This window comes from Ideonella sp., assembly GCF_041918995.1.
Classification (GTDB): domain Bacteria; phylum Pseudomonadota; class Gammaproteobacteria; order Burkholderiales; family Burkholderiaceae_C; genus Ideonella.
In genome coordinates this window covers 64121-78025 of record NZ_JAYRUN010000004.1, presented here as the reverse complement: position 1 = coordinate 78025, position 13905 = coordinate 64121, and the positions used below count along the sequence as shown (strand labels likewise).

Annotated in this window: 12 protein-coding genes; 5 read left to right on the top strand and 7 right to left on the bottom strand. The window is 75.6% G+C overall.

The genetic code is table 11. The features are described from left to right. The first annotated feature begins 70 nt into the window (after positions 1–70). Complete coding sequence (locus tag ACE3UN_RS04645; RefSeq protein ID WP_374673750.1) at positions 71–2068, top strand: PAS domain-containing protein; 1998 nt, start codon at positions 71–73, stop codon at positions 2066–2068. Here the strand turns inward: ACE3UN_RS04645 and ACE3UN_RS04640 are convergent. Genes ACE3UN_RS04640 through ACE3UN_RS04625 form a run of 4 tightly spaced genes read right to left on the bottom strand, consistent with a single transcriptional unit; the run spans position 2022 to position 5011 of the window. Next, the gene (locus ACE3UN_RS04640) at positions 2022–3398 is read right to left on the bottom strand and encodes an ATP-binding protein (protein WP_374673749.1); all 1377 of its coding nucleotides are present in this window, start codon (positions 3396–3398) and stop codon (positions 2022–2024) included. The genes ACE3UN_RS04645 and ACE3UN_RS04640 overlap by 47 nt on opposite strands. Further along, complete coding sequence (locus tag ACE3UN_RS04635) at positions 3395–4105, bottom strand: response regulator transcription factor (protein WP_374673748.1); 711 nt, start codon at positions 4103–4105, stop codon at positions 3395–3397. The genes ACE3UN_RS04640 and ACE3UN_RS04635 overlap by 4 nt, the downstream gene beginning before the upstream one ends. Positions 4106–4130: 25 nt before the next feature. Then, positions 4131–4454: a hypothetical protein gene (locus ACE3UN_RS04630; protein WP_374673747.1), complete on the bottom strand. Its 324-nt coding sequence runs from the start codon at positions 4452–4454 to the stop codon at positions 4131–4133. 59 nt (positions 4455–4513) lie between these two features. Further along, the gene (locus ACE3UN_RS04625) at positions 4514–5011 is read right to left on the bottom strand and encodes a Spy/CpxP family protein refolding chaperone (RefSeq protein ID WP_374673746.1); all 498 of its coding nucleotides are present in this window, start codon (positions 5009–5011) and stop codon (positions 4514–4516) included. Positions 5012–5259: 248 nt separating this feature from the next. Between ACE3UN_RS04625 and ACE3UN_RS04620 the strand changes: the two genes are divergently transcribed. Beyond that, positions 5260–8172, top strand: coding sequence for a C1 family peptidase (locus tag ACE3UN_RS04620; protein ID WP_374673745.1), 2913 nt, complete (start codon positions 5260–5262; stop codon positions 8170–8172). A gap of 174 nt (positions 8173–8346) precedes the next feature. On the opposite strand, the gene ACE3UN_RS04615 is transcribed toward ACE3UN_RS04620, so the two are convergent. Then, a complete protein-coding gene (locus ACE3UN_RS04615) occupies positions 8347–9939 on the bottom strand; it encodes a DNA polymerase Y family protein (RefSeq protein ID WP_374673744.1) in 1593 nt (530 codons plus the stop codon). A gap of 17 nt (positions 9940–9956) precedes the next feature. Continuing rightward, positions 9957–10841 carry a translesion DNA synthesis-associated protein ImuA gene (gene imuA, locus ACE3UN_RS04610; protein WP_374673743.1) on the bottom strand — a complete coding sequence of 295 codons (885 nt, stop codon included), beginning with the start codon at positions 10839–10841 and terminating at the stop codon, positions 9957–9959. Positions 10842–10935: 94 nt separating this feature from the next. On the opposite strand from imuA, the gene ACE3UN_RS04605 reads away from it, so the two are divergent. Next, positions 10936–11421 carry a YchJ family metal-binding protein gene (locus tag ACE3UN_RS04605; RefSeq protein ID WP_374673742.1) on the top strand — a complete coding sequence of 162 codons (486 nt, stop codon included), beginning with the start codon at positions 10936–10938 and terminating at the stop codon, positions 11419–11421. A 7-nt stretch (positions 11422–11428) separates the two neighbouring features. Beyond that, entirely contained in the window at positions 11429–12472 is a 1044-nt protein-coding gene (locus tag ACE3UN_RS04600; protein WP_374673741.1) for a histone deacetylase family protein, read from the top strand. Between the two features lie 22 nt (positions 12473–12494). Here ACE3UN_RS04600 and ACE3UN_RS04595 read toward each other — a convergent pair whose 3' ends face one another. Further along, entirely contained in the window at positions 12495–13019 is a 525-nt protein-coding gene (locus tag ACE3UN_RS04595) for a hypothetical protein (protein ID WP_374673740.1), read from the bottom strand. Positions 13020–13140: 121 nt separating this feature from the next. Between ACE3UN_RS04595 and ACE3UN_RS04590 the strand changes: the two genes are divergently transcribed. Further along, positions 13141–13902: a pseudouridine synthase gene (locus tag ACE3UN_RS04590; protein ID WP_374673739.1), complete on the top strand. Its 762-nt coding sequence runs from the start codon at positions 13141–13143 to the stop codon at positions 13900–13902. Positions 13903–13905: the final 3 nt, after the last annotated feature.

Sequence of the window (13905 nt, the reverse complement as noted above, 5' to 3'; positions counted from 1 at the left end):
GCGTCGCGCAGGTGTCACCACTGGATACGAGGCTCACCCGGCGGCGCCTTTCGTGCGACGATCCCGCCCGATGCCGTCCATCGAGTCACCGCAGGATCCGAGCTTCGATCTCGACCAGCTGCACCTGGCGCTCGACATGTCGGGCGTGGGCATCTGGCGCATGGACATCGGCCGGCAGGTCGTCCATGCAAATGCCGCGTCGTTCCGCCTGCTGGGCCTGCAGCCGCGTGTCAGCGGCCTGTCGGTGGACGCGATCATGTCGCTCATCCACCCCGAGGACCGGGCCGGGATCGAGGAAGCCGCCCACCGCTCGCGCCAGCTGAACCAGGCCGTCGAGCGCGTCTCCCGTTTCCGCCACCGCGACGGACGCTGGCGCCACGTGCTGTCGCGCCGCATGCCGATCCGCGATGCGCAGGGTCACCTCGTCAGCTTCTTCGGCATGCTGCTCGACGTGACCGAGCGCCTGCGCGACGAGCAGCGCCTGCGCGACGCGAACCAGCGCATCGCCCTCATCGCGCGCACGGCCGGCATTGGCACCTGGGAATGGGACCTGCCCGACGGCCACAGCCGCTGGGACGAGCAGATGTTCCTGCTGCGTGGCCTGGCACCCGAGCCGCGCGCGCCCTCGCTGGAGCAGATGACCCGGCTCGTGCACCCCGAGGACCGCGACCGCGTGAGCCAGCACATCCTGCGCGCCTCGGCGGGCGAGGAGACCACCCAGTACGAGTTCCGGGTGCTGCTGCCCGACGGCGGCGTGCGCTGGCTGGCGTCGCGCTCCATGCCGGTGCTGGACGAGCACGGCCGCGTGGTGCGGCGCATCGGCGTCAACTGGGACATCACCGCCGCCCGCGCCGCCGAACACGAGCGCCAGGCCGCCGCCCTGGCGCAGCGGGAGAGCGAGGCCAAGTCCGAGCTGCTGGCACGCATGAGCCACGAGCTGCGCACGCCGCTGAACGCGATCCTCGGCTTCACCGAGCTCATGCTGGCCGCGGGCGACCGCCTGGACGAGCCGGCCCGGCGCGCGCGGCTGGAGCACATCCAGTCGGCGGGCCGCCACCTGCTGGCGCTCATCAACGACGTGCTGGAGCTGGCGCGCCCGGGGGCGGAGGCGGCGCACCCCCTGGGCGCGGTGCCGCTCGGGCCGCTGCTGGCCGACACCCTGCCCCTGGTGGAGGGCCCGGCGGCGGAGCGCCAGATCCGGCTGCATCCGCCGGTGGTGGAGCCGCCCGACCTGGCCGCCCATGGCGACGCCCTGTGGATCCGGCAGGTCCTGCTCAACCTGCTCACCAACGCCATCAAGTACAACCGCCGCGGCGGCTGGGTGCAGGTCACCGCCCGCGCCACGTCCGACGCACGGCTGCTGGTCACCGTGCGCGACAGCGGCCACGGCATGACACAGGAGGCGCTGGAGCGAGCCTTCGAGCCCTTCCAGCGCGCCGCGCAGCGCCACCCCGGCGTGCCCGGCGTGGGCATCGGGCTGGCCGTGGTGCGCACGCTGATGCAGCGCATGGGCGGCGAGGTGACCGCCCGCAGCGTGCTGGGCCAGGGCAGCGAGTTCGAGCTGTGGCTGCGCCGGGCCGACGAGGGCGAGCCGCTGCTCGGCCCGAGCGGCTTCATCCCGCTGGACGAAGGGCCGCCCAGCGGGGCGGGCGGCACGCGCAGCACCGTGGGCCCTGCCCCCACGGCGAAGCCCCTGTTGCTGTACGTCGAGGACAACGAGGTGAACGTGATGATCGTGCAGGAGCTGGCCGAGCGCCGGCCCGGCCTGCGCTTCGCCGCCGCCCCCGACGGCCGCACCGGCCTGCGGATGGCCGCCGAGCTGGCCCCTGCGCTGGTGCTGCTGGACATGCAGCTGCCCGACATGCCGGGCACCGAGGTGATGGCGCGCCTGCGGTCCGACCCGCGCACCGCCCGCATCCCCTGCATCGCGCTGTCGGCCAACGCCATGCGCGAGGACATCCAGGCGGCGCTGGCCGCCGGCTTCGTCGACTACTGGACCAAGCCCCTGGACTTCGAGCTGTTCAACCGGGCGATGGATGCCCTGCTGCAGCCGCCCATGGCAGGCTGAGCACCGCGCGCAGCCCGGGCCCGGCGCTCTCGAAGCGCAGGCTGCCGCCGTGCGCCTGGGCGATCAGCCGGCACAGCGTGAGCCCCAGGCCGACGCCGCCGGTGCGGCGCTCGCGCGCGGCATCCGCCCGGAAGAAGGGCTCGGCCAGGCGGTCCAGCAGGTCGGGCGGCACGCCGGGGCCGTGGTCGCGCACGGTCAGCGTCAGGGTGTGCCCGTCCCACTGGCCCGTCAGCTCGGGGGAGGCGGCGCCGGTGGCGCCGTGCCGCACCGCGTTGTCCAGCAGGTTGCGCAGCAGCAGGCTGAGCCGTGTGCGGTCCACCGGCGCGGCCGGCAGGCCCGCAGGCAGCGCGACCCGCACGCCGCCCTGGGCCAGGGGCGGCGCGGCCAGCAGGCCGTGCACCAGCGCCGCCAGGTCGGTGGGCTCGCGGTGCAGCGCCACATGGGGCTGGGACAGGCGCTCGCTTTCCAGCAGGCTGGTGATCAGGTCGCGCATCTCGGCCAGGTCGCGCAGCAGCGCGTCGCGCTCGGGGCCCTCGGCCACCAGTTCGGCGTTCAGCCGGGCACGCGTCAGCGGGGAGCGCAGCTCGTGGCTGATGGCCAGCAGCAGCGCCCGCTTGGCATCGAGCAGTCCGGACAGGTCGGCCGCCATGGTGTTCACCTGCTCGGCCAGCGCGCCGAGCTCGTCGTGCCGGTGCACAGGGATGGGCGCCGTGAACTCCCCCCGGCCGAAGCGCTCCACCCCCGCGCCGATGGCCTGCAGGGGGCGGAACAGGTGGTGCGCCAGCTTCCACGCCACGGCGCACAGCGCCAGCAGCACGCCCAGTGTCACCCAGGCCACGCCGCGCGGCCGGGCCATCCAGGACTGGGCATCCACGCCGAAGCGGATGCGGTGGCCGTCCGCCGTCTGGCGCACCAGCATCTCGAGCGGGTGGTCCTGCACCGCATCGGGCCAGCGCGCCGCCGAGCGCCAGTTCACCGCCGGGCCGGTGATCTCGATGGCCACCGGCAGGCGCTCGGCCAGGGCCTGCGCCCTCGCCAGGTCCGGCGGGCTGCCGATGTCGGCGGCCAGGCGGTCGACGTAGTCGGCCACCAGCGGACGGATGACATCGCGCCAGCCACTGCCGAAGGCGCGCTGCATGCCGATCATGAAGGTGAAGGCGATGGCCAGGGCCAGCGCCAGGAACAGCGCCATCAGGCGCAGCCACAGCGAATGGCGCCAGCGGTGGTGCCAGCGGCGGTGCCAGCGCGGGTCGCTGCAGTGGCGCCAGGTGGCGGGGTCCGTGGCCGCGGGGGCGGACGCGCCGGAGCCGGTCGCGGCGTGCGCCTTCATGCCACCACCGGGGCGCCGGCGAAGGCATAACCCGCGTTGCGCAGCGTCTTGATGCAGTCCAGCGGCTCCAGCTTGCGGCGCAGGCGGGACACCAGGATGTCCACCGCGCGGGTCGCGAGGTCGGCGTCGTGGCCGCGCAGGCGGTTGAGGATCTCGTCGCGGCCGAACACCTTGCGCGGCTCGCCCGCCAGCAGGGCCAGCAACGCGAACTCGGTGCCCGTCAGCTCCACCACCTGGCCATGGCGCTGCACCTCGCGCCGCGCCAGGTCCACGGTCAGCCCGTCGAAGCACAGGCGGTCGATCGCCACGGCCGGCGCGGCCGCGGCCGGCGCGGCGCGGTGCCGCCGCAGCACGGTCTGCAGGCGCGCGGCCAGCTCACGCGGCTCGAAGGGCTTGGGCAGGTAGTCGTCGGCACCCAGCTCCAGGCCGGCCACCTTGTCCGGCAGCTCGCCACGCGCCGTGAGCATGACCACGGGCAGCGCCCCCACCGCCCCGCCCTCGCGGCGCAGCGTGCGCAGCAGCTCGAAGCCGTCCATCTCCGGCAGCATCACGTCGAGGATGGCGGCGTCGAACGGCTCGGCGCGCAGCCGGGCCAGGCCCTGGCTGGGCCGGCCGGCCCAGGCCAGCTCGAAGCCGAAGCGGGCCAGGTAGGCGCCCAGCGGCAGGGCCAGGTGCTCGTCGTCGTCGATCAGCAGCAGTCGAGGCATGCGCGCATGGTGGCACAGCCACCGCTCACCAGCGTATCTCGTGCCGAGCCCAACGGCGGCCGAGCAGGAACAGCGCCGCGGCGGCACCCGGCACCACCACGGCGGCGCCCGTGCCGGCGGTCATCAGCATGCCCCCGGCGATCAGCAGGCCGGCCAGCCCGGCCACGGTGCGTCCGGCCCGGGCGGGCCAGTGCGCCGACCACAGGGCGCTCCACCCCAGCGCCGCCAGCACCAGCACGCTCACCGCGTGCCAGGCCAGCAGCCGGGCGGACGCGCCCGTGGCGGCCGCCCCGGAGGCGGCATCCAGCCACAGCGCGGTGCCGGCCAGCAGGGCCAGCGCCGCGCTCATCAGGCCGCGGCCGAGAGGCAGGTGGCGCCACCTCGGCGCGACACGGGCCAGCGGCACCATCACCCGCCCCAGGCACGGGCCGCGCGCGGGCCGTGTGCCAGCAGCCCACGCAGCTGCTGCTGCTGCTCGGGCCGCAGGCTGTCGTAGAACGCCGCGGTCGCGGCGATCAGCGCGGGGCTGCCCTCCCGCACGCTGTCCAGCTTGTCCAGCGCCCAGGCCTGCGCCCCGGCGGCGTCGAAACGCTCGCCGGCGATGAAGCCGGCCAGCGCCGCACGCGGGTCGGCCCCGGCCGGCGCCAGCGCCTGCCGCTGCTGGCGCCACGCGTCCATCAGGGCCGACAGGCGATCGCGCTGCGTCGCATCCAGCGCCAGCTCCCGGCTCGCACGGTCGAGCATGCGCTCGCGCCAGCGGGCGGCGTCGGCCTCGTTCATGGGGCCGCTGAAGGCGCCGTGGCCATGTCCGCAGCCGCCACGGGCGCCATGGGCGACAGCCAGGCCGCCCAGCACCGTGCTGGCGCCGAGCAAGGCGATGAGCGAGTTCTTGATCCAGGTTCGCATGGGCGGCTCCTTCCGGGGCGTGAAATCGTCGATGCCCTGCATCGTGCCGGCGGGCCGGGGCGCCGTCCTTTCCGCGGCGTCTCGCTGTGTTTCGTTTTTTGTCAGCCCCCCAGGATGGCCGGGTGCGCTCCCCTGAAGCGGGTGCTGCGCACGTCGCACGCCGGCCGGATACTGGACGGGGCATCTGCGCGGGCCACGGCCGGTACCGCGCCGGCCCACCGTGTGCGCAGCGCCAGGAGACCCTCACCATGCCAGCCATCCTCCGCCGGGGCGACCAGGGCCCCGAAGTCGACCGACTCGCCGCTGCGCTGCGGCAGGCCCTCGGGCAGGACGCCGAGGACTTTCCGGCGCTGTCTCGCCCGGGCGGCCCCATCGACGACGGCTTCGACGCCGCCATCCGCCGCTGGCAGGCCGGGGTGGGGCTCATCGCCGACGGCCTGGTGGGACCGCGCGGCCGGGTGCTGCTGGGCCTGGCGCCGCCGCCGGGCGAGCAGCTCCGGCAGACGCCGCTGTCGGTCTCCGCGGTGACGCGCCTGTTCCCGGCCACCAAGCCCGCCAACGTGGCCCGTTACCTGCCCTACATCGAGGCAGCGCTGGCCGAGGCCGGCCTCACCGACCGGGCGATGGTGGTCACGGCGCTCGCCACGGTGCGCGCGGAAACCGAGGGCTTCGTGCCCATCGCCGAGCTGCCGTCGAAGTTCAACACCCTGCCCGGCGGCGCGACGTTCTCGACCTACGAGGGCCGCCGGGCGCTCGGCAACACCCAGCCCGGCGACGGCGCCCGCTTCCGCGGCCGGGGCTTCGTGCAGCTCACCGGCCGCGGCAACTACACGCGCCTGGGCGAGCACCTGGGGTTGCCGCTGGCCGACGCGCCCGACCTGGCCAACGCGCCGGAGGTGGCCGCGGTGTTGCTGGCCGCCTACCTGGCCGGCCAGGCCGAGCGGCTGCGTGCGGCCTTCGACCGCGCCGACTGGCCGGCCGCCCGGCGCGCCGTCAATGGCGGCAGCCATGGGCTGGACCGCTTCAAGGACGTGGTCCGTCTCGCGGCCGAGGTGTGGCCGCAGGACGCCGCGGGGGCCCCGGCCCGCGCCGGAGCGCCCGCCCGCGCCGGCCGCTCCGCCACGGCCGCGCGCGGCAAGACGCGCAAGGACGCCGCCGACCTGCGCGACCGCCTGTACATGCCTCCGCCACTGAGCCTGCCGGAGGCCTTTCCGCCGGAGTCGGAGATGAAGGACTTCCTGCCGCGCTACACGCGCGCCGGGCTCATCCTCGACCAGGGCCGCGAGGGTGCCTGCACCGGCTTCGGCCTGGCTTGCGTCGTGAACTACCTGCGCTGGCTGAAGGCGGGCGTGCCCGCGCGCTTCGAGTCGGTCAGCCCGCGCATGCTCTACACCCTGGCACGCCGGCATGACGAGTACGAGGGCGAGGACTACGACGGCTCCACCTGCCGCGGCGCACTCAAGGGCTGGTTCCACCACGGCGTGTGCCTGGAGTCCGACTGGCCCTATGCGCCCGATACCTCGCACCCGGCGCGCTACGGCTTCGCCGACCGTGCCACCCAGCACACGCTGGGCGTGTACTACCGCGTGGACACGCGCAGCATCACCGACCTGCAGGCCGCGCTGGCCCAGCACCGCGCGGTCTTCGTGTCGGCCTACACCCACGGCGGCTGGGACGACGTGCCCGCGGCCCGCCGCACCGCCCGGCGCCAGGCCGATCTGCCGCTGATCCGCTTCGACGGCCGGCCCTCGCGCAGCGGTGGCCATGCCTTCGCCCTCGTGGGCTACAACGCCCAGGGCTTCATCGTCCAGAACTCCTGGGGCCGCGACTGGGGCGCGGGCGGCTTCGCCGTCATCGGCTACCTGGACTGGCTGGCCAATGCCATGGACGCGTGGGTGGTGGCGCTGGGCGTGCCGGGCGTGGTGGCGGGCCGCCTGGCCAGCGGGCGCGACAGCGCCGACACCTCGCGGGCGCGCGGCGACGGCGGCCGCCCCGGCGGCGCCGACCGCAGCCGCTGGTGGGACACGGGACTGGCCTACCGCCACAGCGTGGTGCTGGGCAACGATGGCCGCGTGGCCCGCTACCTGACGGAGGACGAGCAGCCGCGCAAGCTGCAGCAGCAGGCCTACGTGCTGCCCGACCAGTGGTTCCGCCAGCGGCCGGCCGACGAGCCCAAGCGCGTGGTGGTCTACGTGCATGGCGGGCTGAACAGCGAGCAGGACGCCATCGGCCGCGCCAGCGCCATGGGGCGCTACTTCGTCGGCAACGGCTGCTACCCGCTGTTCCTGGTGTGGAAGACCGGGCTGCTCGAGTCGCTGGGCAACGTGCTGGGCGAAGCCCTGAAGCGGCCGCCCGAGCGCGCCGGGCTCGCCGGCGGCTGGCTCAGCGACCGCACCGACCTGCTGGTGGAGAAGACCATCGGCCGGCCGATCGCCCGCCCGCTGTGGAGCGAGATGAAGGAGAACGCCGAGCTTGCGTTCCTGCCGCGCCATGGCGGCGAGCTGCTGGTCGACGCGCTGCAGGCGCTGGCCGGCACCTGGGGCGAGCGCTTCGAGCTGCACCTGGTGGGCCACTCGGCCGGCTCGATCGCGCTGGGCCACCTGGTCAGCACGCTGGTCGGCCGCCAGCGGGCCGGGCGCGACGACGGGCTGACGGGCCGGCTGCGCTCGGTGCATCTGTATGCGCCCGCCTGCAGCGTGGCCTTCGCCAACCGGCACTACGCCGCCCACGGCGCGGTGATGGAGCGGCTGCACCTGGACGTGCTGTCCGACCGCCGCGAGCGCGAGGACCTGGTGGCGTCGGTCTACCGCAAGTCGCTGCTGTATTTCGTCTCCAACTGCCTGGAGGCGGACCTGCGCACGCCCATCCTGGGCATGGAGAAGGTGGACGACGCGTCCTACGCCGGCTGGGACGGCACCTCGGACACCGGCGAGGCGCTCGCGGCGTGGCGCCAGGCGGCGCAGGCGGCCGGGCTCGCGTCGCGCCGCCGGGTGCTGGACCAGGAGCGGATCGAGGTGGCGCGGGTGGACGGTGGCGAGGTGGTGCGCCAGGCGGCCGCGCACGGCAGCTTCGACAATGACCTGGCCGTGGTGAGCCGCACGCTCGAGCGCATCACCGGCGGCCCGCTGGCCACGCCAGTGGACGACCTGCGCGGGTTCTAGGGGAGACGCGCCAAGGGCGGCATGGCGTGTCGACAGACTTGCTGGAGCCTCCCGCCCGGCGGGAGGCTGGAGGGTGCGCCCCGTCATGCGGGAGCCCCCTCCTGGAGGGGGCCCGGGGGAGCGGGACATTCGGCCGCAGGCTGGGAGATGGGGCGGCAGAAGCCGCCGCACCTCCTAGCCGAAGCGCCCGTGCAGGAACCAGCCGGGCGAGCCGTCGGCGGGCGGCGGGCGCAGGCGGTACACCCACAGCAGCGGCCCGCCCGCCTGCTGGGCCACGAAGTAGTCGCGGCACACCGGGTCGCCGTCCCACCAGCCGGTCTCGATGCGCTCGGGGCCGGCCAGCAGGTGCAGGGGCCGGCCGTCCAGCCAGGGGCGGGACCGGCGTTCTGGCAGCGCCCGCGGCGCGGCCAGCAGCCAGGTGGGGCGGGTCATGCGGGCCGCGGGCGGGCGCGTGGCCCCCGCACCGGGCGCCATGCCGGGCAGGCGGCCCCCGGCCGGCTGGCAGACGGTGGCGCGCTCGGGGCGGTGGTCGGGCCAGGGAGCCAGGGTCTGCACGGCGTCGGTGCCCAGCCGGGCCTGCAGCCGCTCCACCAGGCGCAGCAGGCCCTCGCGCTGCCCGGCCTGGCTGGGAAAGAGCTCGCCATCGGGCGGCGGGCCCAGCACCGGCGTGTCGCACACCAGGTCCATGGCCAGCACCGGCGCCACCAGTGCCTCGCGCGCCAGCCGCTCCTGCAGCACGGCCTGCAGGTGGCGCGTGTCGCCGGTGGGCTCGCCCAGGGTGATCTCCAGCCGGCTCACCTGGGGGCCGGCCGTGCCGCGGCTGCTGTCGCGCAGCCCGCTCTCATGGTGCAGGTGCAGGCAGAAGGACTGCACGCGCGCATGGCGGGCGGCCGCCCAGGCCAGCAGCCGCCCCAGCAGCACCTGCGCGCCCGCCAGCAGCGCCTCGGCGTGCTCGGCACGGGCCCACAGCTCCACCTGGCTGGCAAAGCGCAGGGGCGGCTCGATGGGCTGCAGCGGATGCGGCGCGCTGCCCCAGGCGCGGTCCAGCGCCTGCAGCACGGCCGGCCCGAAGCGCCGCGCCAGGCCCGCCCGCGGCTGGCGCCGCAGGTCGGCCACGGTGTGCAGCCCCATGGCCTCCAGCTGGGACAGCGGGGTGTCGCCGGCCTCCCCGGCTGCCTGCAGCAGCCAGGCCGCGGGCAGGCCCTGCAGGCGCTCGTGCAGCGCCTGCCAGGCCGCCATCTCGGCAGCGGGCGTGGTGCCGGCCGGCGGGCACAGGGGGTGGCGCGCCAGCGCCCGCGGCGGCAGGCCGTCGTCGTGCGCCCGGGACAGCAGCCAGGCGCCGAGCGCCGTGGGTGCGTGGGCGCGCTGCACCCGGTGCCCCAGCGGCGCCAGCGCGGCGGCCAGGCGGTCCCACAGGCGAACCGGCCCGCCGAGGTAGCGCAGGCTGGGCTGCACCTCGGCCAGCACCGCCTGCGGCGGCACCGGCACCACCGTGGGCGTGAAGGCCAGCAGCGCATGGGCCACCGCCTGCAGCGCCGCCGCGTCGCGCGTGTCGTCGGCGCTGCCCAGCACCAGCTCGGGTGCCAGCGCCAGCGCGGTGGCGCGCTTCATGCCCGGCGCCACCCCGCGCGCCGCGGCGGCCGCATTGACGGCCACGATCTGGTGCTGCGCCTGCAGCGCCACCGGCTCGTCGGCCCCGGCGGCGCCGCGCAGGGCGCAGAACGCCTCCAGCGACAGGCGGGGCAGGTGCAGCCCGATCCACAACATCGCCAGCCTCTCGGGCGTCAGGCGGGAACGGCCTGGGCCTCCCCGGGGCGGCCGGGTGTGCGGCTGCCCGCCCCCACGGCCCGGGCCTGGGCATCGGCCAGTCGCTGCGCCCGCGGCCGCGCCCGCTCGGACAGCACCGGCTGCAAGGGGAGGTGCACGGGCGTGTCCAGGGCCGGGCCGCGGCGCTTGAGGATGTGCAGGGCCAGTTCGTCCGGCCCCGCCGGCGCCAGGCGCAGCCGCAGGGGGGCGGGGCTGGATTGCGCAGCGGCCCCCCACTCGCGCAGCAGGAACGCCGGGCCTTCATGGGACTGGGCCGCCAGCTGCAGCCGGCGCAGGGCCTCGGGCCGGGCGGCGGCACCGGGCCAGGCCAGCACCGCGCCGGCCTGCCCGCTGCGCAAGGCCTGCTCCAGGGCCCAGCACAGCGCGGCCCCCGGGGGTGCACGACGCCCGGCACGGCCGGCGGGGGGCGCCGGCGCGGCCGGCGGCCGCACCACCAGGCAGGCCTCCGGGGCGCACCCCATCTCCTGCAGCGCCGGGGCATGCAGCTCGGCAGGCGGATCGAACCACAGCACGCCGCGGCCCTGCGCCGCCAGGCGCTGCAGCAGCGGCGCGAGCAGGCGCATCTCGCCCAACCCGGGAGCCGGCAGCAGCAGCTCGGTGAGCACCCGCACCGGCCAGCCGCCGCCGGGCAGCTCGGCATCGAGCGCGGCGAACCCGGTGGGCACCGCCCCATCGGCCGCCGGGCCCGAGGCCACGGCCGGGCCGCCACGCACCCGCCACAAGGCCGGGTGCAGGCGGCTGGGCTCGGCCAGCCAATCGGGCTGTTCCGGACGCTGGGGCGGCACCGCGGGCGGCTCGAAGGCCAGCGGCAAGGTGGACGAGAGGGAAAAGGAGGCGCCCATGGTACTGTTGTTTTATACAGTATCTTAGCGGCCTGTCCGGCGTCCTCCACCTCGCCAGGAAAGACCCGCCAGCCGGCTCGTGCAAGATGCACGCATGCCGTCCGACCCCGCCCTTCCCCCTGCCCACCCGGCCCTGGCCTCCGAGGCACCCTGCCCCTGCGGGCGGCCCGGCGCCGACCGTCGGCCCCTGCCCTACGGCCGCTGCTGCGGCCCCTGGCACGCCGGCGCACCCGCGCCCGACGCCGAGGCCCTCATGCGCTCACGCTACAGCGCCTACGTGCTCGGCCTGCACGACCACCTGCGCGCCACCTGGCACCCACGCACCTGCCCCGTCGATCTGGGGCCGGACGAGCCCGCCCTGCGCTGGCTGGGCCTGGAGGTGCGACGCCACGTGCCGCAGGATGCCGACCATGCCGTGGTGGAATTCGTCGCCCGCAGCAAGCTGGGCGGCCGCGCCCACCGCCTGCACGAGACCAGCCGCTTCGAGCGCGACCCGGCCACCGGCCGCTGGCTGTACGTGGACGGCGACCTGCACGGAGCCGCCGCGAACGCCCCCCTCCCCGCCCCACCCTCATCCTGACCCGCCCATGCTCATCTACGCCAACCCGCACCACACGCTGCATGACGGCCGCCACGAGATGTTCCGCGGCCGCCTCGTGCCCTGCCACGAAACCCCGGCCCGGCTCGACCATGTGCTGGCCGAACTCGGCCGCCGCCCCGTGGGCGAGCGCCGGGAACCACCGCCGGTGCCGCGTGCCGCGCTGGAGCGTGTGCATGCACCGCGCTACCTGGATTTCCTGCAAGGGGCCTGGGACGAATGGGTGGCGCTGGACCCGGCCAACGCCGCGCTGGACGCGCTGCCTTCCACCTGGCCGGTGCGCGGCTTCCGCCACGACGTGGAGCCCGAGAACTTCGCCGCCCGGCTGGGGCTGTACTCGTACGACGCCGGCACCCCGCTGACCGCCGGCACCTGGGCGGCGGCCGAGGCCGGCGCGGCCTGCGCCGTGGCGGCGGCCCATGGGGTGGCGGCGGGCGCCACGCGCAGCGCCGCGGCGCTGACCCGCCCGCCCGGCCACCACGCCGGGGCGGATTTCTTCGGCGGCTACTGCTTCCTGAACAACGCCGCCCTCGCCGCCCAGGCACTGCGCGACCAGGGCGCGCAGAAGGTGGCCGTGGTGGACGTGGACTACCACCACGGCAACGGCACCCAGAGCCTGTTCTACGACCGGGCCGACGTGCTCACCGTGTCGATCCACGGCGACCCGCGCACCGAGTACCCCTTCTACCTGGGCCATGCCGACGAGCGCGGCGAGGGCGAGGGCTTCGGCCACAACCTGAACCTGCCGCTGCCGGCCGGCACGGTGTTCGCCGACTGGCGTGTCGCCCTGCAGCAGGCCCTGAAGCGGGTGACGGAGCACCGGGCCGACGCCCTGGTGGTGGCGCTGGGCGTGGACACCTACGAGGGCGACCCGATCTCGCGCTTCCGCCTGGCCAGCGCGGACTACCTCACCATCGGCCGGGACCTGGCGGCCATGCGCCTGCCCACCGTGTTCACCATGGAAGGTGGCTACGCGGTGGAAGCGATGGGGGTGAACCTGGTGAACGTGCTCGAGGGGTTCGAGCAGGGATGAGCAGCGCTGGCCCGGCCCCGACTCAGGCGACGAACTCGCGCCGCACCTTGGGCGACATCAGCCGGACGATCACCCAGCCCAGGCCGCCACAGGCGAGCAGCGCGCCCGCGCCAGTCAACAGCGCCGCCGCCGTGACCGCGCCGCCGGGCAGCACCGCCGGCACCTCCGCGGCATCCACCAGCGACTGCAGGAACCGATGCTGCAGCCACACGCTGGCCAGCTGCGCCACCATGGCCACGCCCAGCAGCACGATGAAGGCGCGGCGCGCCCACTCCAGGCGCATCAGCAGGCCCACGGCCGACACCAGCAGCGCCACCGAGGCCATCAGGCCGGCCCCCACCACCCAGGGCAGCGATTCCAGCAGCCACCCGCCGGCGGCGGACACCGGCTCGGCCTGCACGGCCGCGTCCAGCCCGGGCGCCCAGGATGCCAGTGCCGCCTGCTGGATGACCCCCACGCTGCAGGCGACGGCGGCCAGCACGATGGCGGCCCAGGCGGTGAGGGTGACGAACAGCGAGCGGTAGCCGAGGTAGTAGACGGTGGGCATGGAGGTCTCCTGTCAGCGGCATTCATCACCGCTGAGGATGCCGCCATTGTTCGGAGGCAGGCGCGGCCTGTCATTCCCTCTGAAGTGGGGTGAGGCCCCCAGGACATAGGATGCACGTTGCATGCACGCGACGACCGCCCCGCCTTCCTGGCCCGAGCCCGGCCCCCTGGACCTGCTGTACCAGGACGAGGACCTGCTCGTCGTGCACAAGCCGGCCGGCCTGCTGGTGCACCGCAGTGCCCTGGACGCGCACGAGCACGACACGGTGCTGGACCGCCTGCGCGCCCAGCTCGGCGGCTCGGCCGCCGCTGGCCTGGCCCCGGCGCACCGGCTGGACAAGGGCACCTCGGGCGTGCTGGTGCTGGCCTGCCATCCCGCGGCGGCGCGCGCGCTGGGCGAGGCCTTCGAATCGGGCGCCGTGGCCAAACGCTACCTGGGGCTGGTGCGCGGCTGGCCGGCCCCGGCCATCGACCTGGACCACCCGCTGGCGCGCGACCCCGAGCTGCCCAGCGCCGGCCAGCCCCGCCTGCCCGCCCGCACGCGCTTCACCCGCATGGCGCGGGTCGAGTGGCCGTTCGCGGTGGATGCCCGGCATCCGACGAGCCGCTACGCGCTGGTGCAGGCCGAGCCGCTCACCGGCCGGCGCCACCAGATCCGCCGGCACCTGAAGCACCTGGCGCACCCGCTGGTGGGCGACAGCACGCACGGCAAGGGCCCGCACAACCGCGCCGTGGCGGCCTGGCTGGGCGTCTCCCGCATGTGGCTGCATGCGGTGTCGCTGGAGGTCGCCCACCCCCGCACCGGTGAGCCCATGCGCTGGGAGGCACGGCCGGGGTGGGAATGGGCGGCGCTGCGCGTGCGGGGCGAGTGGCAGGATGGCTGATAC